The organism is Sphingomonas alpina, from assembly GCF_014490665.1.
Lineage (GTDB): Bacteria > Pseudomonadota > Alphaproteobacteria > Sphingomonadales > Sphingomonadaceae > Sphingomonas > Sphingomonas alpina.
Window position 1 is genome coordinate 4,899,209 of the sequence record NZ_CP061038.1, and the last position, 25,865, is coordinate 4,925,073.

The window sequence follows — 25,865 nt, forward strand, 5'->3', positions numbered from 1 at the left end:
GAGGGTTACGCCAGCGCGATATCCGGCGCGTCTTCGGCCTTCATGCCGATCACATTGTAACCCGCATCGACATGGTGCGTCTCACCGGTCACGCCGCTCGCCAGGTCGCTGAGCAGATAGAGCCCAGCACCGCCGACATCCTCGATCGTGACGTTACGCTTGAGCGGCGAGTTCAACTCGTTCCACTTCAGGATCAGGCGGAAGTCGCCGATGCCCGACGCGGCGAGCGTCTTGATCGGGCCGGCCGAGATCGCGTTGACGCGGATATTGTCGCGGCCGAGATCGACCGCAAGATATTGCACGCTGGTTTCCAGCGCCGCCTTGGCCACGCCCATCACATTGTAATGGGGAATGACCTTTTCCGCGCCATAATAGCTGAGCGTGAGCAGCGACCCGCCGTCCGGCATCATCGCCGCCGCACGTTTGCACACCGCGACGAACGAATAGACCGAGATGTTCATGGTCATCAGGAAATTGTCGAGGCTGGTATCGACATAGCCGCCGCGCAGCTCGTTCTTGTCGGAAAAGCCGATCGCATGGACGACGAAATCGATCGTCGGCCATTCCGCGGCGAGGTTTTCGAAACACGCATCGAGACTCGCCATGTCGGACACGTCACAATCGAACAGTCGCGCCACGCCAAGCTGTTCGGCAAGCGGACGGACGCGCTTCTCCAGCGCCTCGCCTTGATAGCTGAACGCCAGTTCCGCACCGGCTTCGCTCAATTTCTTGGCGATCCCCCAGGCGAGCGAGCGATCATTGGCGAGCCCCATGATCAGCCCGCGCTTGCCCTTCATCAAATCATTCACGCCGCCGTCGCCTCCTGTATGTCGCCTTGGCCGTCCTCCTCTACTCCGTCATCATCGCCCTCGGCTAGAGCCGCATTCAACTGCGCGCCGACAACTAGGCCCAAACCGACGAAGAAAAAGAAGATCAGCGCGATCATCACGCCTGCAAGGCTGCCATAGGTTAGGTCGTAGCTGCCGAGTGAGCCCAGGATCGGCGGAAGCAGCGCGGTGACCAGCAGCCACCAGCCGGCAGTGAAGGCCGCGCCAGGCCATTTCGGGCATTTGCTCTCACGATATTTCCGCGGGGTGAGCGAATAGAACAGCATATAGAGCGCGATGAACAGCGCTACGGCCGGTGCGATCCGGGTCAGCGAGACGATGCTCGCCGCATCGGCGGCAAAGGGAAGGACGCGCAGGATGAACTGCTCGACCGCCAGCAGCATCACCTGGAAGCTGAATGCGATCAGCGTGAGAATCAGCGAGGCGAGGATCAGCCCGATCGACCAGAGACGATATTGCCAGAACGGGCGGACGAACTGCACGCCATACGCACGGCGCAATATGTCGCGGATCGTCTCGGTAAAGCTTGCGGTGGTCCATAGTCCGACGAGTGCGCCAAACCATAGCAGCGATCCCGATCGCGCGGTCAGCACGTCGTGAATCGGCGTCTGCAACACATTGGCGACGCTGGGCGGCACGGTGCGCAGAAAGGCGTTGACGGTGTGCAGCCCCTCATCGGTGCGCCCGAACAGCCGCGCCACCGCCGCGGCGACAATGAAGAAGGGAAACAGCGTCAGCAGGGACAGATAGGCGAGATTGCCGGCATGAACGAACCCGTCGTTGAACACGCCGATCACGACGCGCTTGACCACTTCGCGCGCATAACTGCCCGGGCGGACAAAGGCGAGATGACGGCTGAGCTTCAGGCGTCTCCCGTCATGCCGTTGGCGGCGCTGCTCGGGGGATTCGGGTGAGACATCCTTCACGATGGCGTTTAGACGCCCATGCCGCTGCGGGGGTTCCCTGTGTCGCGATCCTTCCAGCCGCGGACGAACTCGACCAGCGCGTCGTCGCCGACCGGCAGATCGACCATCAGCGTGACGAGCTGATCGCCGCGCGTGCCGCCCTTGCCGTGGAAACCGCGCCCGCGCAGGCGCAAGACCTTGCCCGAGGTCGAGCCGGGGGGGGACGGTCAGCATCACTGCGCCCTCGACCGTCGGCACGCGCACCGAGGCACCGAGCACCGCTTCGGACAGGCTGACCGGCAAGTCGATCCGCACATCGTCGCCGACCCGGGTAAAGAAGCGGTGCGACTGGACGGTGATCGTGACGATGCCGTCGCCCGCGCCGCCCGCGCCGACCTGTCCCTTGCCCGCGAGCCGCATCTGCGTGCCGTTCTCGACCCCGGCGGGAAGCTTGAGGTCGATCGTCTTGCCATCGGCGAGCGCAATGCGCTGCGGTGCCAATGTCGCTGCATCGACGAAGGGCACGGTCAGCTTATAGGCGATGTTCGCGCCCTTGGGCTGGGGCTTGTTGCGGCCGAAACCGCCAAAGCCGCTGGCGAAGCCGCCACGCCCGGAGGATTGGCCGAACAGCCCCTCGAACAGGTCGTTCACGTCGGACGGGTCGCCGCCAAAGCCGAAATCGGCCCCGCCGCCGGGGCCGGGCTTGAAGCCGCCCTGGCCGCCGCCGCTGTTGCCGAAGCCGAACGGCGAGGCGGGATTGCCGTCGCCGTCGATCTCGCCGCGATCGAAGCGCGCGCGCTTGTCCTTGTCGGTCAGCAGGTCATAGGCATTGGTCGCCTGCGAAAATCGCTCGGTCGCCTTGGGGTTGTCCTTGTTGCGATCGGGATGGAGCTCCTTGGCGAGCTTCCGATAGGCTTTCTTGATGTCGGCCTCGCTGGCGGTGCGCGGCACGCCCAGCGTTGCGTAAGGATCGGCCATTGTGGCTCCGGTGGTTCAGGTCTTCGGCGCCTATTTGGGGTATTCGGCGGGCGAGTGCAATTCGTGCGGCGTCTCGCTAGGCCATTGCCGCGACCACCGGCGCCACATCGACGCTGACATCCATCTTCTGGGCGCCCGACCCGAGTACGATCCCGTCGATCGGCGCGATCTCGGCATAGTCGCGGCCGATCGCCATGACGATATGGTCGCCGGCCATCCAGATGCCGTTGGTCGGATCGACCCCGACCCAGCCAAGATCGGCGCCGCACCACAGCAAGACCCAGGCATGGGTGGCGTCGGCGCCGACCAGCCGTTCCTGGCCGGGCGGCGGAATGGTGCGGATATAGCCCGAGGCATAGGCCGCGGGCAGGCCGGCGGCGCGCAGGCCGGTGATCATGATCTGCGCGAAATCCTGGCACACGCCGCGGCGCTTGAGGAACGCGTCGTGCGGCGGCGTATCGACCAGCGTCGCCGCGGCATCGAACTCGAACTCCTCCTGGATGCGCCGGGCGAGCGCGATCGCGGCGTCGAGGCAGGGGCGGTCGGGGTCGAGATCGATCGCGCACCAGTCGGCGATATCGCGGTCGAGCGGAATCAGCGGCGAGGGGAACATATAGCTTGCCGGACCGGCCGGCGACGCATCGCGGCTGGCACGGGCCGTTGCAGCGATCCGTGCCAGGGTCGGGTCGGCGGGCGAGGGCATCGGTACCGGCCGGTCGACCGTAATGCGCGATACGCTTTCGATCACGAGATGGCGCACCGGCTCCTCGACCACCAGTCGCATGACATTGGCGAGACCGGCCTCGGCGCGGGCCGGGGCGCAGCGTCCCGAGGGCGAAATGCTGAGGCGGTAGCTTTCCAGCGTCTGGCCCGACCAGTGGATCGGCTTGAGCCGCAGGTTGCAGCGCGCGAACTTGACGCTCGCGCCATAATCGAAACGGGTTACGTGGCGGATGTCGTAGATCATTGGGGCGTCGTCTCACCCAGCGCCGTCATCCCCGCGAAGGCGGGGATCCCGCTGCCTTGCCCCGCACTTGGAAGAAGGAGCGGGATCCCCGTTTTCGCGGGGATGACGGTGGGAAATGAGATCATGCCAGCGTCATCCCGGCCGCGCGCAACGGCTCCGCGCCCTGCAGGAAGTAGCGCCGCGCGACTGCGTCGGAGAGGGTGAACAGGCCGCGTTCGAGATCGCCCAGCACCTCTTCGTCAAGGCTTGCCGCGGTCGCGGTCGACACGGTGGCGACCAGCCGGGCGGCCAGCGCCTGTTGCGGCTCGTTCATGCCGTCATCCTCGAGTACGGGGAGTGCGCGAAGGTGTTCGCAGATATGGTCGATCTGGAAGGCCAGCGAGCGTGGATTGCCCGGATCCAGTGCGATCAGGTCGACCACCGGAATGCGCGCGATGCCGGTCAGGTAGCGCTGGCGATAGCTGATCTGGCTGTCGGCCAGGTCGAGCAGAGTCGACAGATCGTCCGCGCTGCCCTGCGGCATGCCGAAAGCGCGTAGTGCCCGGGTCACCGCCAGCGCGCGCTCCACCCGGCGGCCCAGGTCATGGAAGCGCCACGCCGCGGTCCGCCCCATATGCTCGGCCGAAAGGCCCGACAGCGCGGCATAGCGGCGTTGCAGCGACCCGGCGCGGTCGAGCATGCCGCCGCGCGTCGGGAAGGGGGCGTCGAGCAGCCTGACCATGTCCGACGACAAGCGGTCGCGCGAGCCCTGTCCGATGCCGCGCGCCAGCCGGTTGATCGTGCGCACGCTGTGCCAGCGTTCCTCCGCCTCCATCGCGGTGCGCGTGAAGGCGGCGAGGTCGGCGCGGCGCAGGCTGGCCGGATGCGGCGCCCCGCCGCCCGCGACGATCAGGCCGACCAGCCGCCCGACCGTCTGCGGCCCGAGCGCCGCGCCGGCATCGGCATCGATCGAGTTGCCGAGCATCACGCGGATCACGTTGAGCAGGGCCTCGCCGCGTTCGAGATAGCGGCCAAGCCAGAAGAAATTGTCGGCGACGCGGCTCGGCAAGGTGCCGGGATTGCGCCGGACATGGACCGAATCGGTTGCCGGCAGGAGCGAGACGGGATCGACCTCGGCCGCGCCGTGAACGACGACATCGGCCGACCAGCTACCCTCGCCCATCACCGACGCACGCGGATCGGGATGTTCGCCAATCCGAGCGAAACCGCCGGGCATCACGGTCCAGGCGCCGTCCGCCCCGCGCGCCGCGAACACGCGGAGCGTGAAGGGACGTGCGACCAAAGCGGCATCGGCGACCACCGGCATGGTCGACAGCCGGACAATCTCCTGTCCGACATAATCCTGCGGCCGGCGCGCCAGGTCCGCCAGTAGCGCATCGCGTGCCGCGCCGGTGATCTCGCCGCCGGGCAATGGCACGCCACCGGGCAGACCAAGCGGCGCGACGCCGAAGGCCGGGCCGATCAACATCGAATCGAAATCCTCGATCACATGCGCGCGTTCGGTATCCTGGCCGCACCACCAGGTGGCGATATTGGGCAGCAACAGGTCGCGCCCGGTCAAACGCATCGCGAGTTGGGGGAGGAAGGCACCGAACGCGGGCGATTCGAGCACCCCGACGCCCGGCGCGTTGGAAATCACCACCTCGCCCGCCGCCATCGCATCGACCAGGCCGGGCACGCCGATCTTAGAATGCGAATCGAATGCGAGCGGATCGAGCATGCGCGGGTCGGTGCGGCGCCACAGCGCATCGACGCGCTTCAAGCCGCCGATCGTGCGGACGTAAAGCTTGTCCTCGAGCACGGCGAGATCGGCACCCTCGACCAGCAACAGGCCGAGATAGCGCGCGAGATGCGCCTGCTCGGTATAGCTCGGGCTGAACCGGCCCGGGGTGAGCAGGCCGATGCGCGGTTCGACGCGGCGGCACATCGCGGCAAGTCCGTCGCGGAACGCGGCAAAAAAGGGCGCGTGGCGCTCGACATTGAGCCGCGACTGCAGCCCGCCCAGGGTGCGTGACACCGCCAGCCGGTTCTCCAGCGCATAGCCGGCCCCGGCCGGCGCGCGGAGATGATCGGCCAGCACGCGCCACTCGCCGGTCGGTCCGCGGCCAAGGTCGACCGCGATGAAATGCAGCTGATAGCCGCCGGGCGGCACCAGCCCGGCCATCGGCCGCAGGAAGAAGGGGCTGCCGCCAACCAGCGCCGCCGGGATGAGCCCGCGCTCGACCAGCTTCGCATCGCCGTAGAGATCCGCGAGGATCGTCTCCATCAGCTCGGCGCGCTGCTCGATGCCGGCCGCAATGCCCTGCCACTCTGCACTGCCGATCAGCAGCGGAACGGGCGAGACCGGCCAGGGGCGTTCCTCACTTTCGCCGATGATGCGGAAGCCGGTGCCGATATCCTCGGCATGGCGCTGCGCGCGCTCGCGCGCATGGCCGAGGTCATCGCCGGCGACCGCCGCCAGTTCCTCGAACATCGCGGTCCAGGCCGGATCGTCATGCTGTGCGCAGAGCACGTCGCCCTTGAACTGCTGGCTGCAATAGTCCGCGATCCACCGCGCGGCATGCGTGCCCGCATCAAGCAGGGAAGGCGTGGCAAGGGTGGCCATGGGATCTATCGGTCGCGCCCTGCCGGGTCGCGTCTTGGATATGTCCGCGCCATGATCATTCCCCGCACTGCCCGGTGACTCGACCACAATCCCTTCGCGGGTGCAACAAGCTTGTCGCTTTCAGGGACCAATCGACCATCGCCGCGACGCGAGTCGCGGTCATCGTCGGGCCGATTCCTCCGCTGTTTTCCGGAATAAAAAAACCACCCCTGTTATGTTGGATTCCCAGCGTAAATTTTCGGCCATTTTTCATGCTCTTGGACCATTTCACCGCTGTTCCCGATAACAGCGGTGGAACAGCGGCATAACAGCGGTGAGCCGACCGCTGTTATTGCCCGAACAGCGGTGCGGAGTGCTTGCTATTTTCCGGTCATGTCAAAGAGCGGGGCGAAACGCCGACCAGGGTCCCGTCCGTCTCCACGCTGTCATGACCAGCGCCGGGGTTGAATCGGCGGCAACCCAGAGGCTCTGGCCTGAAGTCCTGGCCCGAGGTCCGGCGCAGATCAGCCCTGGATCGCGTCGGTGTCGATCACGCGATCGATCAGCGTCTCATCGACCGGCACCTGGCCGTCGAGCATCAGCATCGCCAGGCCGTGCGCAATCGCCCAGGCCTGCAGCGCGATGACCTGTGCGTCGCCGCCCTTTCCCTTGGCCAGCAGGGCGGCATTGGCGCGCAGAAACGCCATCGCGTCATCCTCTTTTTCGCCGGAATGCAGTGGAAGCGAGATGGGGTTGGCGAAGATCAGCCGGAACAGGGCGGGATTGGCGAGCGCGAACCGGACATAGGCCGCGCCGGTCGCGCCAAACCCGGCGACGCCGCCGCCGGCCGCATCCGATGCCGCGTGCTGCACCACCGCCAGCCGCGCCAGCCCATCGGCCGCCAGCGCGGCCATCAGCGCGCTCTTGTCGGGGAAGTGACGATAGACCGCAGTTGGGCTGACCCCGACCGCGCGCGCCACCTCGCGCAGCGACAGGTCGTCAGCGGTGCGTGTCTCCAGCAAGGTAAGGCCTGCATCGATCAACGCCGCGCGCAGGTCACCATGATGATAGGCCTTTTTCGGGATTATGGATTCCAATGTTGACACTGTTACCTTTTACGCCCTATGTGAACACCGTCAACTTTAGACGTGAAACCCATGATGGGAGGTCATAATGGCAGGCATGATCGAAACCGCAATCCGCGGCACGGTGGCCAAAGGCATCGGCGTTGTCGCCGAATTCAATCGCAAGCGGCTGGATATCGATGCCCATCATCCGTTCCTGACCGGCATCCACCAGCCAATGGCCGAGGAACTGACGCTGGAGGACCTGCCGGTGACCGGCACGATTCCGGCAATGCTTGACGGCCGCTATCTGCGCATCGGCCCGAATCCGGTCGCGCCCGATCCTGCCGGCTATCATTGGTTCACCGGCGACGGCATGGTGCACGGCGTGGCGATCCAGCAGGGCAAGGCTCTATGGTATCGCAACCGCTGGATCCGGTCGCGGCGCGTTGCCGACACGCTGGGCGGGCATCCCGCGCCCGGGCCGCGCCATGGCGGATTCGACACGGTCAATACCAATGTGCTGGCGGTCGCCGGCCGCACCTTCGCGCTGGTCGAGGCGGGAAGCTATCCGGTCGAACTGTCGGACACGCTCGACGAGCAGACCTATAACCCGTTCGACGACACGCTGACCGGCAGCTTTACCGCGCATCCGCACCGCGATCCGCTGACCGGCGAACAGCATGCGATCGCCTATGAGGCGACGGATCCCGAGACGATCCGCCACGTGGTTCTTTCACCCGAAGGGCTGGTGGTGCGCGAGGAGCCGATCAGGGTGAAGCATGGGCCGTCGATCCATGACTGCGCGATCACCGCGCGGTTTGCGGTGATCCTCGACCTGCCGGTGACCTTCTCGATGAAATCGCTGATCGCCGGGCATAGCTTCCCCTATCGCTGGAACCCCGATCATCAGGCGCGGATCGGGCTGTTGCCGCGGAACGGCCGGGGCAGCGAGACGATCTGGGTCGATGTCGACCCCTGCTATATCTTCCATGTCGCCAATGCGTTCGACTTGCCCGATGGCCGGGTGGTCATGGATGCGGTGGTCTATGGCACGATGTTCGCCGACAGCAATCTTGGCCCGGACGCGATGTCGCGCGGGCTGGAGCGCTGGACGATCGATCCGGTGGCCGGCACGGTCGAGCGCCGCACGATCGACGCCACGCCGCAGGAATTCCCCCGCCCCGACGAGCGCCGGTTCGGCCAGCCCTATCGCTATGCCTATATGCTGGGCCTGCCGGAGGAGGACGACAGCTTTATCGGCGAGACTTTCATCCTGAAGCACGACCTGGAGACAGGCGCGCGCGAGGTGCATGACTTCGGCGAAGGGCGCTACCCGGGCGAGTTTGTGTTCGTGCCGGCCCATGCCGATGCGGGCGAGGATGAGGGATGGCTGATCGGCCTGGTCGTCGACCTGCCGCGCGAGACGACCGATCTGGTCATCCTCGATGCGCGATCCTTTGCGGGCGAACCGGTGGCGAGCATCCACTTGCCGCACCGTGTCCCGCCGGGCTTTCATGGGAATTGGCTGGCGCGGACAGCGATCACTTAATCCTCCCCCGCAGGGGAGGGGGACCATGAGCCGAAAGCGAATGGTGGAGGGGCGCGAGCGAAGCGAGCGTCCCGCACCCGGCCAAGCCCCCTCCCCCGATGGGGGAGGATTAAGGGATCACAGATCCGGCAAGACCTGATCGGCGGTTCCCCAGCCGGCAAGGGCGCGCGAATTGGCGCGTTCGATCAATTCCGCACCGTCGCGCACGCCCCAGCGGTTGGCCCGATCCAAGTCGTGCAACTCGCTCCAGGTAATTGGCGCGGCGACCGGCGCGCCCGATCGCGCACGAGCGGAATAGGGCATGATCGCGGTGCTGCCGCGCTGGTTGCGCAGCCAGTCGATGAAGATGCGGCCCTTGCGTTTGGCCTTGGACATGGTCGCGACAAAGCGTTCGGGCTCCGCCTCGGCCAGGGCGCGGGCGAAGCGGTCGGCGAAATCCTTGACCGCGGGCCATTCGGCATCGGGCTTGAGCGGCACGATCACGTGCACGCCTTTGCCGCCGGTCAGCATCGGGAAGCTGGTCAGGCCCATCTCGGCGAGATGTTCCTTCAGATCTTCCGCCGCTTTCCTGACGATATCGAAACCGAGCCCCTCATCGGGGTCGAGATCGAACACCAGCCGGTCCGGCTTTTCGAGCGCGGCGACCAGCGATCCCCAGCCATGGAATTCAATCGTACCCATCTGCACGCAGGTCACCAGCCCGTCGGCGTCGTCGACATAGAGATAATTCTCGGTCGACCCGTCCTTTTCGCGGATCGGCACCTGATGGACATGCTCGCCGAAGCTGCCCGCATCGTGCTTCTGGAAGAAACAGCGTTTGCCGCGTCCTTGCGGGCAGCGCACCAGGCTGATCGGGCGGTGCGCGGTCCAGGGCAGCATGATCGATGCCACCTGTGCATAATAGTCCGCCAGATCGCCCTTGGTGACATCGGAATCCGGGAAGATCAGCCGGTCGCGGCTGCTGACCGTCACATGGATTTGCGGTGCGGCGTGCATGATGGCGGGTGTTTCGGCGACCACGTCGGCCGCCGCCTTGTCCTCGCGCAGTCCGAGAAAGCTGGAATGGCGCAGCACGCCGTCGGGCGTGGTCTCGGCATAGGCGATCTCGGCGACGAGTTTCGGCGTCACCCAATGCGCGCCGCGCACCGCCGCGCGCGGCGCGTCGACCGTCGGTGTCTTGCGCTCGATCTTGCGCAGTTTCGCGAGCAGGTCGGTCATCAGATCGGCGGTGAAGCCGGTGCCGACCTTGCCCGCATAGATCAGGCCGTCCGGGCCGTTCACCCCCAAAAGCAGGGAGCGGAAGCCGCGCGACGTATCGCTCGGGGTCCAGCCGATGATGACGAATTCCTGCCGCTGCGTGCATTTGGTCTTGAGCCACGCTTTGGTGCGTTCGCCGCGATAGGGCGCATCGGCGCGTTTCGAGACCACGCCTTCATAGCCTTCGCGGCACATCGTTTCGAACAATGGCTCTCCGCTGCCGATGATATGTTCGGAATATTGCAGCCGCGCATCGGCGCCGTCGATCAGCGGACGCAGGCGTTCCTTGCGCTGCACATTGGGCAGACCGGCCAGATCTTCGCCATCGAGCTCGAGCAGGTCGAACGCGAACAGGGTCATGTCGCCGCCCTCCGAAATGGCATTCTTGAGGGTCGAGAAGTCGGGCTTGCCGTCCTTGAACGCGACGATCTCGCCGTCGATCAGGGCGTTCCTGACCGGGATTTTTCCCGGCCGCCGCAGCAATCGCGGCGAATTTGTCGGTCCAGTCGAGTCCGGTGCGAGTGAACACTTTCGCCTTGCCCTTCGCGATCGAGATGAGCGCGCGGTAGCCGTCATATTTGACCTCGTGCAGCCATTGGCTGCCGGTGGGCACGCTGTCGACCAGTGTACAGAGCTGGAGGTTGCGAAATCCCGGAACCCCACCGTCATTCCCGCGAACGCGGGAATCCGGCTTCTTCTCGACGTTTGAAAGGGAGCGGGATCCCCGCTTTCGCAGGGATGACGGAGAAGGAAGCTTGCTGGCCTTCTTGCCTTCCGCGATCTCGACCATCGTGCGCCCGGTCGACACGCTGGTCAGCCCGGTCTCGACCAGGACATCCGCGCCGCCGGCTTCGGCGTCATCGATCTTGCGCAACAGCCAGTTCTCGCGCTTCTCCTTCCCGCGCGGCCTCAAGCGGATGAGCAGCCACTCACCCTTCATGCGCTCGCCATCGAGCACGAAATGGAGATGGCCCTTGTCGAGATCCTTGGCGCTCTTGCCCTTGATCGGTGCCCAGGTGCCGCGGTCCCACAACATCACTGTGCCGCCGCCATATTCGCCCGCGGGAATGACGCCCTCGAACGTCGCATAGGACATCGGGTGATCCTCGGTGCGGACCGCGAGGCGCTTCTGGTCTGGATCGAGGCTGGGGCCGCGCGTCACCGCCCAGCTTTTCAGCACGCCATCGACCTCGATCCGGAAATCCCAGTGCAGCCGGGTCGCGTCGTGTTTCTGAACCATGAAGCTGTTGCCGTGACCCGGCGCGAGCGTACCTGCCGGTTCCGCTGTCTTCGCGAAGTCGCGCTTGGCGTTGTAGATCGCAAGGGGATCGGTCTTGGCCATTTGTCTTTCCGTCATTCCCGCGAAAGCGGGAATCCCGCTGTCTGGACACGCGCGAAACAGAAGAAGCGGGATCCCCGCTTTCGCGGGGATGACAAGGAAGGATCAGGCACGTTTCTTCGCCGGCGGGCGCTTTGCCGCCGTTTTTTCCGGTGCTTTCTTCGCCGCCGGCTTTGCCGCCGTCCCGCCCGATTTCTCCATCGATTTCTTGAGCGCCGCCATCAGATCGACGACGTTGGAGCCCGAGCGCTTCGGCGTATCGTCGCCATCGTCCTCGATGATCTTTCGCCCCTTCGACTTGCGCTTCCGCTCGATCAGATCCTTCAGTGCATCGACATAGCGGTCATGGAATTCCTGCGGGTGGAACGCACCCGATTTCTTGGCGATCAGTGCCTCGGCCAGATCCATCAGATCGGCATCGGGCTTGGTATCGGGAATGTCGCGGAAATAGCCTTGCGCCTTGTTGACCTCATCGGCGTAGCGCAATGTTTCCAGCACCATGCCGCGCCCGCACGGCTTCAGGCTGACGACATATTCGCGGCCGCGCATCGCCAGCTGCCCGAGCCCGACCTTCTTCGTTCGCCTGAGTGCCTCGCGCAGCACGATGAACGCTTCTTCGGCAAGATCGTCGGCCGGCACGACGAAATAGGGCTTTTCATAATAGAGCACGTCGATTTCGTCGGCGTCGACGAACTGGGTCAGTTCGAGCGTTTTTTTCGATTCGAGCTTCACTGCGTCAATCTCGTCCTGTTCGAGCAGTACGAAATTGCCCTTCTGATATTCGAAGCCCTTCATGATCTCGTCGGTGTCGACCGGGCCGATGCCGGTCACGACCTTCTCGTAATGGATCGGCTTGCCGGTCGGCTCATGGATCTGCTTGAAACTGATCTGGGCGCCCGATTTGGTCGCAGAGTAGATTTCGACCGGGATCGAGACCAAAGCGAGCCTGATCTGTCCCTGCCAATAGGCGCGTGCGGCCATGCCCGGTTTCCTTCGTTGCGGAGCCGATTCAATCCCTCAGCAGCGGAGTCGTTCCGTTGTTTCGACCGGCGCGCAGGTTTCGCGCACGGCAAAGCTCCGCTAAAGGCCGGAAATGACCACCGATCCCTTTGCCCTGTTCGAGTCCTGGTTCGCCGAGGCGCGCGAGACCGAGCCGAACGATTCCAATGCGGTGGCGCTCGCCACTGCTGACGGGAACGGGCGTCCGGCGGTGCGCATGGTGTTGCTCAAGGGGCATGGCCCCGACGGCTTCGTCTTCTACACCAACCAGCAGAGCCGCAAGGCGGACGACCTTTCGGCCAATGCCCAGGCCGCCTTGCTGTTCCACTGGAAGTCGCTGCGCCGACAGATCCGTATCGAGGGCAATGTCGCGCCGGTGACGGATGCGGAAGCGGACGCCTATTTCGCCACGCGCGGTCGCGATTCGCAGCTCGGCGCCTGGGCGTCGGATCAGTCGCGCCCGCTCGACGCGCGCGCGACGTTCGAAGCGCGCTTTGCGGAGATGGAGGCACGCTTTGCCAGTGTCGATGTGCCGCGTCCGCCGCATTGGTCGGGCTATCGCGTCAGTCCGTTGCGGATCGAATTCTGGCAGGACCGCGAACACCGTCTGCATGAGCGTCGCCTGTTCGAGCGCTCGGGCTCCGGTGCGATCGGGGGCTGGAGCGAAGGGTTGCTTTACCCGTGACCGAAGACCAGCGCCGTGCCATTCCCTTCGCCGTGCGGGCTGCGCTCGCCAGCGTCGGCATGGCGTGTTTCCTGCTGCTGCTGAAGGGCTTTGCCGCTTGGCATACCGGATCGGTCGCGATGCTGGGCTCGCTCGCCGATACCGGGCTCGACCTGCTTGCGTCGCTCGTCACGCTGTACGGCGTGAAGCTGGCTGCGGAGCCGGCCGATCACGACCACCGCTTCGGCCATGGCAAGGCGGAAGCGCTCGCGGCCTTGTTCCAGGTCATGCTGATCACGGCCTCGGCTGCCGGCATCGCGTGGCGCGCAGTGCTGCGCTTCGGCGAGACCACGCCGACCCGGGATGCCGATTTCGGCATCGGCGTGTCGGTCGTCGCAATTCTCGCGACGGTCGTGCTGCTGATCTATCAGCGCAGCATCATCCGCCGCACCGGGTCGGTCGCGATCATGGCGGACAATATGCATTACCAGTCCGACGTGCTGCTCAACGGATCGGTCATCGCCGCGCTGGTGCTCGACCAGTATTTCGGCCTGCACGGTGCCGATCCGCTGATGGGCATCGCGATTGCGCTCTGGCTTGCCTGGGGCGCGTTCCGCGCGTCGAGCAATGCGATCGACCAACTGATGGACAAGGAATGGCCCGAGGCGGAACGCGCGCGCTTCATCGAAGTCGCCGCGCGCCAGCCCGGTATCAAGGGCATCCACGACTTCCGCACCCGCCGTTCGGGCAGCCATGACTTTGCGCAATTCCATATGGAGGTCGGGCGCGACCTGACGATCATCGCCGCGCACGATATCGTCGAAGGGGTCGAACGCGCGCTGCGCGGCGCCTATCCCAAAGTCGAAGTGCTGATTCATCTCGATCCTGAAGGGCATGTCGATACCGACAATCCGCTGGTCGAGGCGGATGTCACGCCGCACTGGTTCGGCAAGCGCCTGTGAGGTGGTGGTCGTGAGATTTCCCTTCGCGCAGATCGATGCGTTCGCCGCGCAAGCCTTTCAGGGCAATCCGGCAGCGGTGATGCCGCTGGCGACCTGGCTCGACGATGATGTGCTGCAGGCGATCGCGGCGGAGAACAACCTTAGCGAAACCGCCTATATCGTGCCCGACGACAGTGGTGCTGCCGATTTCGAGCTGCGCTGGTTCACGCCGGGGGCGGAGATCGCATTGTGCGGTCACGCCACGCTCGCCAGCGGCCATTTTATCCTGTCATCCGACAGCAGCATCGAGCGAGTCAGGTTTCGCACCCGCCAGGCAGGCATATTGGAAGTCGCGCGCGCGGGCGACGGCTATGCGGTGGCGCTGCCGGCCTGGGCACCGACGCCGAAGGCATTGGCCGGGATCGTCGCCGCGCTCGGTGTGACGCCGGTCGAAACGCTGTGGCACGACAGGGGCTATGCGCTGGTCATCGTCGCGGACGAAGCGGCGGTGCGCGGCATCAGGCCCGATCTGCGCGCGCTGGCGGCTGCCGGTCAGTTGATCGCGATCGTCTCGGCACCCGGTGCGGCGACCGATGTGGTCAGCCGCGTCTTCACCCCGGCCTATTCGATCGATGAGGATCCGGTGACGGGTTCCGCACATGCAGTGATGACGCCCTATTGGACCAAGCGCCTCGGCCGCGATCGCTTCACCGCCTATCAGGCGAGCGCGCGAGGCGGCTATCTGACCTGCCGGCTCGACGGCGAGCGGGCGATCCTTGGCGGGAAATGCACGACGGTGATCGAGGGCAGCTTCTTCCTCGACTGAGCGGCTTTATTTCCGGTCGAACCCCGCGACCACGTCACCCAAAGTCTGCATCAGGGCGGGATTGGCCGTGTCGGGCGTATTGCCCAGCCGCACCACGACGATACCGCGGCCCGGCCCGCTGTCCGGGCTGGCGATCACCAGCTGGCCGAGATGCCCGTCTGCCGCGACTGCGCTGGCCGGGCCCTTGCCGGGGAACAGCGCGACATGCCCACCGGCCCCGCCGGGACGGTTGAGCCAGGTCTGGCCGCCATATTCGGCATTGGTCGGCGACGGCGCTTTCATGAAGGCAAGCCAGTCGGGTGCGATCACCTGGGTGCCGTCGGTCGCCTTGCCGTCGAGCAGCAGGCCGCCGATCCGGCCCCAGTCGGGCAGGCTCATATGCAGGATCGAACCGCCGATCTGGGTGCCCGCACCGTCGAATTCGAGTATTGCGCTATGGATGCCGGCGGGGGCGAAGATCCGTTGATTGGCGAAGGCGGTATAGGCGCTGGCGCGGACCTTCGGGTCGCGGCTGTCGGTCAGCGTGCGGGTGATGATCTCGGCCAGGATCAGAGTCGTCAGCGAGCTGTATTTGAAAGTCGCGCCCGGTTTGGTCTCCAAGGGATGCGCGATCGCCGCGGCGGCCATGTCGGCGGTATGGGCCACGAACAAGGTCTGGTTGGTGTCCGACCGTTCGACCGGATCACCGACTTCTATATGCGCCAGCCCCGATGACATGTTGAGCAACTGGCGCAAGGTGATCGCGCCGCGGGGATCGCCGGGCTTGCGCCATTCGGCGACCGGCGCGGGCGTATCGATCGCCAGCCGCCCGTCGCTGACCAGTTCGCCGACCAGCATTCCGGTGATGGTTTTCGCCATCGACCAGCTGATGAAGCGGTTGGCGTCGGAATAGCCCGGCGCATAGGCCTTCAGCGCGGGGCAGCCATCGGCGGTGATCAGCACTGCGCGCGTTTCCGGATGGTCGCTGAACAGGGATTTCACCGGCACCAGCGAGCGGCCGAGACCGGCGCCGGGGCAGGGGCTGATCGAATAAACCGGCTTGCCGGCATCGCTGTCCGCGCCAGCCAGCAGTAGCGGCACCAGAGCGAGGAGGACGGCCTTGCGCATCATGGACGTAACGATAGGGTGCAAGCCGATGAAGGCAAGGCACATCATGTTCTGGACGATCCCCGTGCTGCTTGTCGCGCTGTCCGCCGGCGCCTGGCTCTATGCGCGTGCGATGACGCCGCAGCTCGAACTCGGCACCGCTTATGCGGCGCGGGTCGCGTGCGCCTGCCGCTATATCGGCAATCGCGACCTGAAGAATTGCCGCAGCGATTTCGAACCGGGCATGGCGGCGATCCAGCTGTCCGAAGAACCGGCGACCCGGACGGTCACCGCCTGGGTTCCGCTGGTGGCGAGCCGGTCGGCGCGGTTCGATCCGGTGCTTGGCTGCCAGCCCGAGCCGTTCAAGGGTACGCCGCTGAAGCTGCGCTGACCCGTCATCTCAGACGAGAGCGAGTTCAGCCCGCTCGGTTTCCGCGATCCAGCCGCCGCCCAGGACACGGTCGCCGGCATAAAGCACTGCCGCCTGGCCCGGCGCGACGCCATATTCCGGCGCATCGAACATCACCCGGTCGCTTTCCAGCCTGGCGGGGACCAGCTTCGCCATCGACCTGACCTTGGCGGTGACCGGGCCGGCATGATCGCCGCCGATCCAGTTGATCTCGGTAAGGCGCGCGGCATCCACCGCCAAAGCAGTGCGTGGGCCGACCACGACGCGGCGCTGCTCCGCCTCGAGCCGCACGACATAGAGCGGTTCGGGCGTGCCGCCGATTTCCAGTCCGCGGCGCTGGCCGACGGTGAAATGGATCAGCCCGCGATGCTCGCCAAGCTTGCGGCCGCTCTCGTCAACGATGTCACCGCTGGTATCTGCCTCGGGGCGCAGCTTCTTGACCAGCGAGGCATAGTCGCCGTCGGGCACGAAGCAGATATCCTGGCTGTCGGGCTTGGCCGCGACCCCCAGGCCCAGTTCGGCGGCCAGTTCGCGTACCCGCGCCTTGGGCAGGCCGCCGAGCGGAAAGCGCAGATACTCGAGCTGATCCTGCGTCGTCGCGAACAGGAAATAGCTCTGGTCGCGCGCCGGGTCGACCGCGCGGTGCAGTTCCGCCCCGTCCGGCCCCTCGAGCCGGCGGACATAATGACCGGTGGCGAGGCAATCCGCACCGAGATCGCGTGCCATCGCGAACAGGTCGGTGAATTTCGGCCCCATATTGCAGCGTACGCATGGGATCGGCGTGCGGCCGGCGAGATATTCGTCGGCGAAGCCGTCGATCACATCGGCGCGAAAGCTCGATTCATGGTCATAGACATAATGCGCGATGCCCAGCCGATCGCACACCGCACGCGCGTCGCGGATGTCGCGACCGGCGCAGCACGAGCCGGCGCGGCCGACCGCCTCGCCATGATCATAGAGCTGCAGCGTGATTCCGATCGTCTCCGCACCGGTGCGCGCGGCGAGCGCGGCCACGACCGAACTGTCGACGCCGCCCGACATGGCGACGACGATACGCTTGCCCTGGAGGTCTCCCCCAAGCTGGAAATCGCCTTCGATGATCATGCGCCGCACATAGGGACCGCGAGGCCCCATTGCAAAACACATGCTTTCCAAAGGATTTTCACCGGCTTTACCGGACCTTTAGAGGTATGGGTCTAACAGGGCTGTCCAACGCTGATTCTTTGCCGAGGACGCCTGAGTGGATTTGAGTTTTTCCCGTTTCGAGCACGACGCTTCCGTCGCCATCCTGCCGCCCGACCTGGCGGTGATGATGGTCGGGATCGCCGCGCGTCAGGCGGCGAGCCCGACTGCGCTGTTCCACTCGCATCTCCCGGAAACGACGGCTGCCGCCGTCAATTTGTTCGCGCCGCTGCATGGTGCGTTCAATGCCGCGATGGCCGCCGCACTCCTGCGATGGAAAGAGATATGAAGACGCTGTTTACCGAGCCGCTTTAGCCGCTGTTCAAGTCCGCAGCCTAATTGCCGTTATTGAAATTGATGAGAGGGGGCCCCCGCCCCGATCGAGGTTGAGAATGATCGAAAACCAGAAAATCCGTCCAGCCAAAGTTATCGGCCCGCTCGGCGAGCCGCTGACGCTGGACAGTCTGCCACCGCCGGAAACGACGCGCTGGGTCGTGCGCCGCAAGGCCGAGGTCGTCGCCGCGGTCAATGGCGGCTTGCTGACGGTCGACGAAGTTTGCGCACGCTATAATCTGACGGTCGAGGAATTCGCCGGCTGGCAGCGTGCGATCGACCGGTCGGGCATGCCTGGCCTGCGTGTCACGCGAATCCAGCATTATCGCTCGCTTTATGAGCGACAGCAGAAATATTGATCGAGCCAAGTTAAACCGCTACCGGAACAAATTCCCGGTCTGGCGAGTATTTCCCTCCATCGGCCCCATCGAAGGGCCTCAACGGAGGGTATTATGGTCGGTCTTATCGTTTGGCTCGTAGTTGGTGGTGTTTGCGGCTGGCTGGCCAGCATGATCATGCGCACCGACGGGCAGCAGGGCATCATCCTGAACGTCGTCGTCGGCATCATCGGATCGGTGATCGCCTCCTTCATATTCGGCGGCGGCATCAATCAGGTGATCACGATCACCACGTTCATCTATTCACTGATCGGCGCGGTCATCCTGCTGGCGATCGTCAACCTGGTTCGTCGCGGCAGCGTTCGTTAAAACGTCGCTCCGTTTCGAAAACATCACGGGCCGCCCGACACCGTCGGGCGGCCCGTTTCGTTATTTCAGCAGGAACCGAACGCTGAGCGTCACCGTCACATCGGTTTCCCCCGGCGCGATCTGGGTCGAGGCATCCTCGGCCTTTGCGGCGCGGGCATACAGGACCGGCGGCGGCGATCCGCCCGGATTCTCGCCATTCTCGGCGATCGACACGATCCGCGACACGCTCATGCCAGCGGCACGGGCATAGAGTTCGGCGCGCGTGCGGGCGCGCTTGACGGCATCGGCGCGTGCCTCGTCGAGCGCGGCATCGGGATTGTCGATCGCCAGGTTGGGGCCGTCGATCTGGTTCGCGCCTTCCTTCACCAGCGCGTCGAGGATCGCACCGGACTTGGCGATGTCGCGAAAGCGCACCGACACGGTGTTGGTCGCCTGATAGCCGGTAACCACCGGAGCCTGATTCTCGACATAGCGATATTGCGGGTTGAGCCCGACATTCGATGTGCTCACGTCGCGGGCCACGATACCGGCACGCTTCAACGCCGCGAGAATGCGCGCCATTGCCTGCGCATTGTCGCTGATCGCGGCACCGGCGGTTGCCGCCTGGGTCACGACCCCGGCGCGAATCGTTGCGACGTCCGGCACGCGGCTCGTTTGGCCCGTCGCGGTCACATCCAATATGGTTCCATCTGGCAGGATCGCCGGAGCTACCTGTGCGCCCGCCGGTGCGAGGGCGAGGGGCAGCGCGGCGAGCGCCACTGCGGTCGCGATCAACTTCATTCCATAACTCCCGTTATCACTCAGGCCGATTGGCCTGCACGACGTCCTGTGCCGTCCCGCAGGCCAACCTAAGCTGAACGAACCAACGAAATTGTGTCAGCGCACGCGGCGCGTCATGACCAGCCGGTACAGCGCCAGCAGCACGACCGCTCCGGCCGTCGCCGCGGCATAATTCTGCCATCCGCCGACGATCTGCCAACCCATCGACTGGGCGATGAAGCCGGCGAGCAGCGCGCCGGCAATGCCGACCAGAATTGTGACGATGAAGCCGCCCGGGTCCTTGCCGGGCATGATGATCTTGCCAAGGATGCCGGCCACCAGGCCGATCAACAGCCAACCAAGAATGCTACGGTCCATCGCTTCACTCCCAATGTTATCGGCCCGCTACTGGGCGAGTCCGCTGCGGAACGTCGTCCTCAACCCCAATCAATGCAACCCGTTTCTTCACCGCAACGGTTACTGACGCTTGCGGGAAGGGGCAAAAAAGGGCAGGAGCCGCGCCGAGTGAAAACGGCCTATTGAGGTCGGTGACTTATTTCGCTAATACAGTCCCGCGAATGTGGGCCAGTGGATGGCCGGGACGGGGAAAGTGGATCAGATGAACTACGAATCGGCGACGTTCGACAATGACGGGCGCCTGGCACTGCCCGGCGGCGGCGAACCGCGTTCGAACCGCCTGTGGTGGATCGTCGGCGCTGTCGCCGTCGTGCTGATCGCGATCGCCGCCTGGTTCGTGTTCGGGACCAAGAAGCCCGAGGTCAAGCATGTCGAGCAGCTCCCCAATGTCACGGTTGCCGTGCCGGGCAGCAAGCTGGTGCCGCGCGTCCTGTCGGCGACAGGCTCGCTCGCCGCGCGCCGTGAAATGCCTGTCGGTGTTGCCGGCGAAGGCGGCCTGGTGACGCGCGTGCTGGTCGAGCCGGGTCAATGGGTCGGCGCGGGGCAGGTGCTCGCAACCGTCGACCGCTCGGTCCAGACCCAGACCGCCGCGTCGCTTGCGGCGCAGATCAATGTCGCACGCGCCGACGCGGCGATCGCCCAGTCCGAACTCGACCGCGCGAAACAGCTGGTCGATCGCGGCTTCATCTCCAAGGCCGATCTGGAACGCAAGGCCGCGACCCGCGACGCGGCGCTGGCGCGCGTTCGCGTCAGCCAGGCCGCGCTCGGCGAACAGAGCGCGCGCAATGGCCGGCTCGACATTCGGGCACCGGCGGCGGGTCTCGTGCTGACGCGCGATGTCGAGCCGGGGCAGATCGTCACCGCCGGATCGGGCACCCTGTTCCGTATGGCCAAGGGCGGCGAAATGGAAATGCGCGCCGCGCTGAGCGAAGCCGACCTGATCGGTCTCGGGGTCGGCGTGCGGGCCAAGGTGACGCCGGTCGGTGGTACGCAGAGCTTCATGGGCGAGGTATGGCAGGTCTCGCCGATCATCGATCCGCAGACCCGCCAGGGCATCGCACGCATTGCGCTGACCTATAATCCGGCGCTGCGTCCGGGTGGATTCGCCGCGGCGGAGATCACCAGCGGCGCGGCAACCTCCCCGCAGCTGCCGGAATCGGCGGTGCTGAGTGACGATCGCGGCAATTTCGTCTATATCATCGGCAAGGACGACAAGATCGAGCGGCGCGACGTCAAGGTCGGCGCGGTGACCGATTCGGGCGTTGCGATCGCATCAGGCCTGTCCGGCGCGGAACGCGTCGTGCTGTCGGCTGGCGCGTTCCTCAATCCGGGGCAGAAGGTGGCGCCGGTCGTCGCCAAGAGCGCCGTTAAGGCCGGGGGCTGATCGATATGAATTTCCGGAACATCTCGGCCTGGTCGATCCGCAACCCGGTACCGTCGATCGTGCTGTTCATCGCGCTGTCGATCGCCGGGGTCTTCAGCTTCATGAGCATGCAGGTCAATAACGACCCCGACATCGATTTCCCGATGGCGATCATCATCATCAACCAGCCCGGCGCCGCGCCGACCGAGCTCGAGACCCAGGTCACGCAGCGCGTCGAATCCGCGGTGCGCAGCCTGCAGGGCATCGACGAGATCAGCTCGACGGTGACCGAAGGCCAGTCGCAGACCATGGTGCAGCTCACCATCGGTACGCCGATCGATCGTGCCGTCATCGATATTCGCGATGCGATCACGCAGATCCGCAACGACCTGCCCGATGGCATTCTCGAACCGCAAATCTATCGCGCGAACACCAGCGGCAACGATCTCGCCAGCTATTCCGCAATCACCTCCGACATGACGATCGAGCAGCTGAGCTGGTACATCGATAATAATGTCAGCAAGGAATTGCTGTCGGTTCCCGGCATGGCGACGGTCAGCCGCAATGGCGGCGTCAGCCGCGAGATCCGCATCATCCTCGATCCGTTGAAGCTGCAGGCACAGGGCTTGACGGCGAGCCAAGTCAACCAGCAGCTCCGCCAAGTCAATCTCAATGCCGCCGGCGGTCGCGCGGAGATCGCCGGATCCGAGCAATCGGTCCGCGTGCTCGGCAATGCCAAGAATGCTTATGAGCTTGGTCAGACGCAGATTTCGGTCGGCGGCGGACGAACCGTGCGCCTCGCCGATATCGGCCGCGTGCGCGACCTTTATGCAGAACAGCGTTCACAATCCGAATTCGACGGGAAGCAAGTCGTCACCTTCGATTTCCAGCGCGCCAAAGGCGCGTCGGACGTGGCGGTGTTCCATGCCGCCGAGAAGAAGCTGGCGGACTTGGAGAAGCGCAATCCGAAGGTCCAGTTCAAGCTGATCTTCAACGAAACCCAATATGCCGAAGCACAATATCACAGCGCGATCGAAGCGCTGATCGAGGGCGCGCTGCTTGCGGTCCTGGTCGTGTTCCTGTTCTTGCGCGACTGGCGCGCGACGGTCATTTCCGCGCTGGCCATCCCGCTTTCGGCGATCCCGACCTTCTGGTTCATGGAATTGATGGGGTTCAACCTCAACCAGCTGACCCTGCTTGCGCTCAGCCTGGTCGCCGGCGTGCTGGTCGATGACGCGATCGTCGAGATCGAAAATATCGTCCGGCACATGCGCATGGGCAAAACCGCATATCAGGCGTCGATCGACGCCGCCGACGAGATCGGGCTGGCCGTGCTCGCCACCACCATGGCGATCGTCGCGGTGTTCCTGCCGGTCGGGCTGATGCCGGGCGTGTCGGGTCAGTTCTTCAAGAATTTCGGCCTGACCGTCGTCGCCGCGGTGCTGATGAGCCTCGCCGTGGCGCGTCTGCTCACGCCAATGATCGCGGCCTATTTCCTCAAGGCCTTCGGTCATGCCGAGCATGGCGAGGGGCGGCTGATGCAGGCCTATCTCACCACGCTCAAATGGACGCTGCGGCATCGCTGGTCGGCGGTCGTCGGCGGCATGAGCGCGCTCGCGCTGACCGTGGTGTGCTTCTATTTCCTGCCGATGACGTTCCAGCCTGATCAGGATCAGGACGCAACCACCGCGCTGGTCGAAATGGTGCCGGGAACGACGCTTGAGCAGACCAGCAAGGTGGTCAAGCAGGTCGCCGACATCCTGGCGGCGGAAAAGCCGGCGGTAAGATCAGTCTATTCACGCTCCTTTGTCGGTAACGGCCGGGTGACTGCCCTGTTCAACAAGGACAAGGGCATGACCAGTACCCAGTTCGAACAGAGGCTCGCGCCGAAGCTCAACACGATTGCCGATGCGCGCGTCACGTTCCGCTCGCAGAATGGCTGGGGCGGCAGCGGCCGCGCCTTGACCATCGTGCTTGGCGGCGACGATCCCAAGTTGCTCAACGAAACCGCGGTCAAGCTGGTGCGCGAAATGGCGAAATTGCCGATCCTCGTCGCGCCGCGGATCAGCGGTGACCTGCAGCGGCCGGAAATCGTGATCAAGCCGCGTCTCGACCTTGCCGCCAATCTGGGTGTCACGACCGCAGCGCTGTCGAATGCGATCCGTATCGCGACACTTGGCGATATCGATCAGAACAGCGCCAAATTTTCGCTGTCGGACCGGCAGGTGCCGATTCGTGTCGCGCTTGACGAGAATGCGCGCGAACGCCTGTCGACGATCCAGAATCTGCCGGTCGCGACCGTGACGGGTGGTTCGGTGCCGCTTAACGTGATTGCGGATATCGGCTTTGGCGCCGGACCGACCAAGATTGAACGCGTCGCGCAGCAGCGCCAGATCACGGTCGGCACTGACCTTGCCCCGGGCGTTGTCAGCGGCACGGCGCAAACCCAGATTCATAATCTGCCGACGATGAAGAATCTGCCGATCGGCGTTGGCGAGCTGACGCTCGGCCAGACCAAATGGCAGGCGGAGATGATCAAGAATTTCTTCATCGCGGTCATTGCCGGCGTCGGTCTGGTATTTGCGGTGCTGGTGCTGCTCTATCGCCGTGTCCTGCCGCCTTTGGTCAATATGGGGTCGCTGCTCCTGGCGCCGCTCGGTGGCCTGTTCGCGCTGCTCGTGACCGGCAACCCGCTGTCGATGCCGGTGTTCATCGGCCTGCTCATGCTGCTCGGCATCGTCGCCAAGAACTCGATCCTGCTGATCGACTTCGCGCTCGAGGAAATCGAGAAGGGCGTGGAAGTCACCACCGCGATCATTGATGCCGGGCACAAGCGCGCCCAGCCGATCGTCATGACCACGGTCGCGATGGTCGCGGGCATGGTGCCGACCGCGCTGTCGCTGGGCGGCGATGGCTCCTGGCGTGCGCCGATGGGCATCACCGTGATCGGTGGCCTGACCCTGTCGACGATCCTCACCTTGCTGATCGTGCCGGCAAGCTTCAGCCTGGCGGTCGGTGTCGAGAAGTGGATCGGGCCGAAACTGCGCCGCGGCCTGTTGACCTACAAGCCGGGCGATGACGGCATGCCAGTGATCGACCACGGCCCCCGGCCGCAATTGCCGCCGCATCCGGCCGGGCGCATCAGCGGACCGCAGTCCGGTGACGATCTCCCGCATCCTGCGGAGTAAATGTGCGATGCGCGCGTTAAAAGCTCTTCACGCTTGAACAATCCCCGGTTTCGGGGATTGTTTCACTCATGAAGCTGCTCGCCCGCGCATCCCGCAATGCCGAAGCCGTGCCTGCGGGGTTGCGCCGGATGCGAATCGTCGCGACCGGGCTGCTGGTTGCCATGGCGGTCTTGTTCCTGGCGACCCGCGCGCTGGATGACGGGCATCCGGCGTTCGGCTTCATTCGCGCCTTTGCCGAGGCGGCGATGGTCGGCGGCTTGGCCGACTGGTTCGCGGTCACCGCTCTCTTCCGCCATCCGCTCGGCCTGCCGATCCCGCACACCGCGATCATCCCGCGCAACAAGGACCGGATCGGCGATACGCTGGCGCAGTTCCTGCGCGACAATTTCCTCATCCCCGGTGTGGTCGCGCGGCGGATGCGGCAGCTCGATGTCGCCTCGGCGGCGGGGCGCTGGCTCGCCGCGCCGGCCGGCAGCGAAGGCCGGTTGCGGCGTGGCGCTTCGGGCCTGGTTGCCAATATGCTCGAATCCTTCGATCCGCAGCGTCTCGGCGGCATGGTCAAGACGGCGATCGGGCAGCGGTTGCGCACGCTCGAGGTGTCGCCGCTGCTCGGCCAGGCGCTGACCGCCGCGATCGCGGAAAAGCGGCATTTGCCGCTGCTCGACGGTATCATCCGCTGGGCAGCACAGGTGCTCAGTTCCAACGAGCATCTCGTGCGCGCGATGGTGCATGAACGCGCGGGGTCGATCCTGCGCTGGACTGGTCTCGACGAGACGCTTGCCGACAAGATCATTTCCGGGCTCGACGGGCTGGTCAGCGACATGGCCGAAGATCCGGAGCATCCGTTGCGCGCCAAGGCGGAGGAGGGGCTGGAGGTGCTGGCCTATGACCTGCAATACGATCCGAAGATGCGCGCGCGGGTCGAGGCGCTGAAGGCCGATCTGATCGACAATCCGGCGATGCAGCAATGGCTCGATGGCATGTGGGAAAGCGCGCGTGCCAGCCTGCTCAAGATCGCGCGAGACCCCAATGCCGCGATGAACGGCAAGCTTGGCGATGCGTTGCGCCAACTCGGCACGACATTACAGGAGGATCCCCGCCTGCGTGCAACCATCAACCGGTTCACGCGTCGTGCGGCGGTGGGCATGGCGGCGGATTATGGTGACGGTATCGTCCGGCTCGTATCGGAAACGGTGCGCGGCTGGGATGCGCGGACCATCACGCGCCGGCTGGAAAATGCCGTGGGGCGCGATCTGCAATATATCCGCGTCAACGGCACATTGGTCGGCGGCCTGGTCGGATTGGTCATTCATGCCGTGGACACGCTGCTTTGAGCGGTTGCGTCTTAGAGTCCGTTGGGAAATGCGCTGAAGGCGCATTTCGGCGGTGCCGGCTCGCTCCCCCCTCCCGGCCGCCCACAGCGTATCCTGAATGGGTGGCCGGGAGGGGGGAGTGGGCTGGCACCGCCTGCAAAATCCGGTCAGCCGCGAATTCTCG

General features: G+C 65.1%; 21 protein-coding genes and 2 pseudogenes. 11 read left to right on the top strand and 12 right to left on the bottom strand.

The genetic code is table 11. The features are described 5' to 3' along the window. Positions 1 to 5: 5 nt before the first annotated feature. From fabI to H3Z74_RS23125, 6 genes and pseudogenes are all read right to left on the bottom strand, one after another. Positions 6 to 809: an enoyl-ACP reductase FabI gene (gene fabI, locus H3Z74_RS23105; protein ID WP_275944101.1), complete on the bottom strand. Its 804-nt coding sequence runs from the start codon at positions 807 to 809 to the stop codon at positions 6 to 8. Further along, on the bottom strand, positions 806 to 1,774 hold the full coding sequence (locus H3Z74_RS24550) for a YihY/virulence factor BrkB family protein (RefSeq protein ID WP_229726758.1): 969 nt from the start codon (positions 1,772 to 1,774) through the stop codon (positions 806 to 808). Before H3Z74_RS24550 ends, fabI begins: the two co-directional genes overlap by 4 nt. Positions 1,775 to 1,782: 8 nt before the next feature. Continuing rightward, positions 1,783 to 2,731: pseudogene (locus H3Z74_RS24555) on the bottom strand (DnaJ C-terminal domain-containing protein). A gap of 76 nt (positions 2,732 to 2,807) precedes the next feature. Next, positions 2,808 to 3,698 carry a transglutaminase family protein gene (locus H3Z74_RS23115; protein WP_187761804.1) on the bottom strand — a complete coding sequence of 297 codons (891 nt, stop codon included), beginning with the start codon at positions 3,696 to 3,698 and terminating at the stop codon, positions 2,808 to 2,810. Positions 3,699 to 3,819: 121 nt separating this feature from the next. Further along, a complete protein-coding gene (locus H3Z74_RS23120; RefSeq protein WP_187761805.1) occupies positions 3,820 to 6,303 on the bottom strand; it encodes a circularly permuted type 2 ATP-grasp protein in 2,484 nt (827 codons plus the stop codon). Positions 6,304 to 6,806: 503 nt separating this feature from the next. Next, complete coding sequence (locus H3Z74_RS23125) at positions 6,807 to 7,388, bottom strand: TetR/AcrR family transcriptional regulator (protein WP_229726759.1); 582 nt, start codon at positions 7,386 to 7,388, stop codon at positions 6,807 to 6,809. Between the two features lie 67 nt (positions 7,389 to 7,455). Between H3Z74_RS23125 and H3Z74_RS23130 the strand changes: the two genes are divergently transcribed. Continuing rightward, entirely contained in the window at positions 7,456 to 8,898 is a 1,443-nt protein-coding gene (locus tag H3Z74_RS23130) for an 8'-apo-carotenoid 13,14-cleaving dioxygenase (protein ID WP_187761806.1), read from the top strand. A gap of 117 nt (positions 8,899 to 9,015) precedes the next feature. On the opposite strand, the pseudogene ligD reads toward H3Z74_RS23130, so the two are convergent. Together ligD and ku are read right to left on the bottom strand one after the other, a co-directional pair. Beyond that, positions 9,016 to 11,497, bottom strand: a pseudogene (ligD, locus tag H3Z74_RS23135) (DNA ligase D). Positions 11,498 to 11,599: 102 nt separating this feature from the next. Further along, entirely contained in the window at positions 11,600 to 12,475 is an 876-nt protein-coding gene (gene ku / locus H3Z74_RS23140) for a non-homologous end joining protein Ku (protein WP_187761807.1), read from the bottom strand. Between the two features lie 112 nt (positions 12,476 to 12,587). On the opposite strand from ku, the gene pdxH reads away from it, so the two are divergent. From pdxH to H3Z74_RS23155, 3 genes are read left to right on the top strand one after another with little or no spacing between them, the layout of a single operon-like run. Further along, on the top strand, positions 12,588 to 13,178 hold the full coding sequence (gene pdxH, locus H3Z74_RS23145; RefSeq protein WP_187761808.1) for a pyridoxamine 5'-phosphate oxidase: 591 nt from the start codon (positions 12,588 to 12,590) through the stop codon (positions 13,176 to 13,178). Next, entirely contained in the window at positions 13,175 to 14,119 is a 945-nt protein-coding gene (locus tag H3Z74_RS23150) for a cation diffusion facilitator family transporter (protein ID WP_187761809.1), read from the top strand. Before pdxH ends, H3Z74_RS23150 begins: the two co-directional genes overlap by 4 nt. A 10-nt stretch (positions 14,120 to 14,129) precedes the next feature. Beyond that, positions 14,130 to 14,924, top strand: coding sequence for a PhzF family phenazine biosynthesis protein (locus tag H3Z74_RS23155; RefSeq protein ID WP_187761810.1), 795 nt, complete (start codon positions 14,130 to 14,132; stop codon positions 14,922 to 14,924). Between the two features lie 6 nt (positions 14,925 to 14,930). On the opposite strand, the gene H3Z74_RS23160 is transcribed toward H3Z74_RS23155, so the two are convergent. Beyond that, positions 14,931 to 16,034, bottom strand: a complete 1,104-nt coding sequence (locus tag H3Z74_RS23160; RefSeq protein ID WP_187761811.1) for a serine hydrolase domain-containing protein — start codon at positions 16,032 to 16,034, stop codon at positions 14,931 to 14,933. A 25-nt stretch (positions 16,035 to 16,059) separates the two neighbouring features. Here H3Z74_RS23160 and H3Z74_RS23165 point away from each other — a divergent pair, with 25 nt between their 5' ends. Further along, positions 16,060 to 16,401: a hypothetical protein gene (locus H3Z74_RS23165; RefSeq protein ID WP_187761812.1), complete on the top strand. Its 342-nt coding sequence runs from the start codon at positions 16,060 to 16,062 to the stop codon at positions 16,399 to 16,401. Positions 16,402 to 16,410: 9 nt separating this feature from the next. Here H3Z74_RS23165 and mnmA read toward each other — a convergent pair whose 3' ends face one another. Continuing rightward, positions 16,411 to 17,523 (bottom strand): tRNA 2-thiouridine(34) synthase MnmA, encoded by a 1,113-nt coding sequence (gene mnmA / locus H3Z74_RS23170; RefSeq protein WP_187761813.1) that lies wholly within the window; start codon positions 17,521 to 17,523, stop codon positions 16,411 to 16,413. A gap of 136 nt (positions 17,524 to 17,659) precedes the next feature. On the opposite strand from mnmA, the gene H3Z74_RS23175 reads away from it, so the two are divergent. The 3 genes from H3Z74_RS23175 (at position 17,660) to H3Z74_RS23185 (ending at position 18,641) form a co-directional block, all read left to right on the top strand. Next, a complete protein-coding gene (locus tag H3Z74_RS23175) occupies positions 17,660 to 17,890 on the top strand; it encodes a hypothetical protein (protein WP_187761814.1) in 231 nt (76 codons plus the stop codon). A 103-nt stretch (positions 17,891 to 17,993) separates the two neighbouring features. Next, positions 17,994 to 18,293, top strand: coding sequence for a CtrA inhibitor SciP (sciP, locus tag H3Z74_RS23180; RefSeq protein WP_034160363.1), 300 nt, complete (start codon positions 17,994 to 17,996; stop codon positions 18,291 to 18,293). A gap of 93 nt (positions 18,294 to 18,386) precedes the next feature. Then, on the top strand, positions 18,387 to 18,641 hold the full coding sequence (locus H3Z74_RS23185; RefSeq protein ID WP_187761815.1) for a GlsB/YeaQ/YmgE family stress response membrane protein: 255 nt from the start codon (positions 18,387 to 18,389) through the stop codon (positions 18,639 to 18,641). 60 nt (positions 18,642 to 18,701) lie between these two features. On the opposite strand, the gene H3Z74_RS23190 is transcribed toward H3Z74_RS23185, so the two are convergent. Both H3Z74_RS23190 and H3Z74_RS23195 read right to left on the bottom strand, forming a co-directional pair. After that, a complete protein-coding gene (locus tag H3Z74_RS23190; protein ID WP_187761816.1) occupies positions 18,702 to 19,421 on the bottom strand; it encodes an SIMPL domain-containing protein in 720 nt (239 codons plus the stop codon). Positions 19,422 to 19,517: 96 nt separating this feature from the next. Next, positions 19,518 to 19,778, bottom strand: coding sequence for a GlsB/YeaQ/YmgE family stress response membrane protein (locus tag H3Z74_RS23195; protein WP_187761817.1), 261 nt, complete (start codon positions 19,776 to 19,778; stop codon positions 19,518 to 19,520). Between the two features lie 241 nt (positions 19,779 to 20,019). Here H3Z74_RS23195 and H3Z74_RS23200 point away from each other — a divergent pair, with 241 nt between their 5' ends. From H3Z74_RS23200 to H3Z74_RS23210, 3 genes are all read left to right on the top strand, one after another. After that, positions 20,020 to 21,201, top strand: a complete 1,182-nt coding sequence (locus tag H3Z74_RS23200) for an efflux RND transporter periplasmic adaptor subunit (protein WP_187761818.1) — start codon at positions 20,020 to 20,022, stop codon at positions 21,199 to 21,201. A gap of 5 nt (positions 21,202 to 21,206) precedes the next feature. Further along, positions 21,207 to 24,368, top strand: coding sequence for an efflux RND transporter permease subunit (locus H3Z74_RS23205; RefSeq protein ID WP_187761819.1), 3,162 nt, complete (start codon positions 21,207 to 21,209; stop codon positions 24,366 to 24,368). 68 nt (positions 24,369 to 24,436) lie between these two features. Next, positions 24,437 to 25,702: a DUF445 domain-containing protein gene (locus H3Z74_RS23210; RefSeq protein ID WP_187761820.1), complete on the top strand. Its 1,266-nt coding sequence runs from the start codon at positions 24,437 to 24,439 to the stop codon at positions 25,700 to 25,702. Positions 25,703 to 25,865 lie beyond the last annotated feature (163 nt).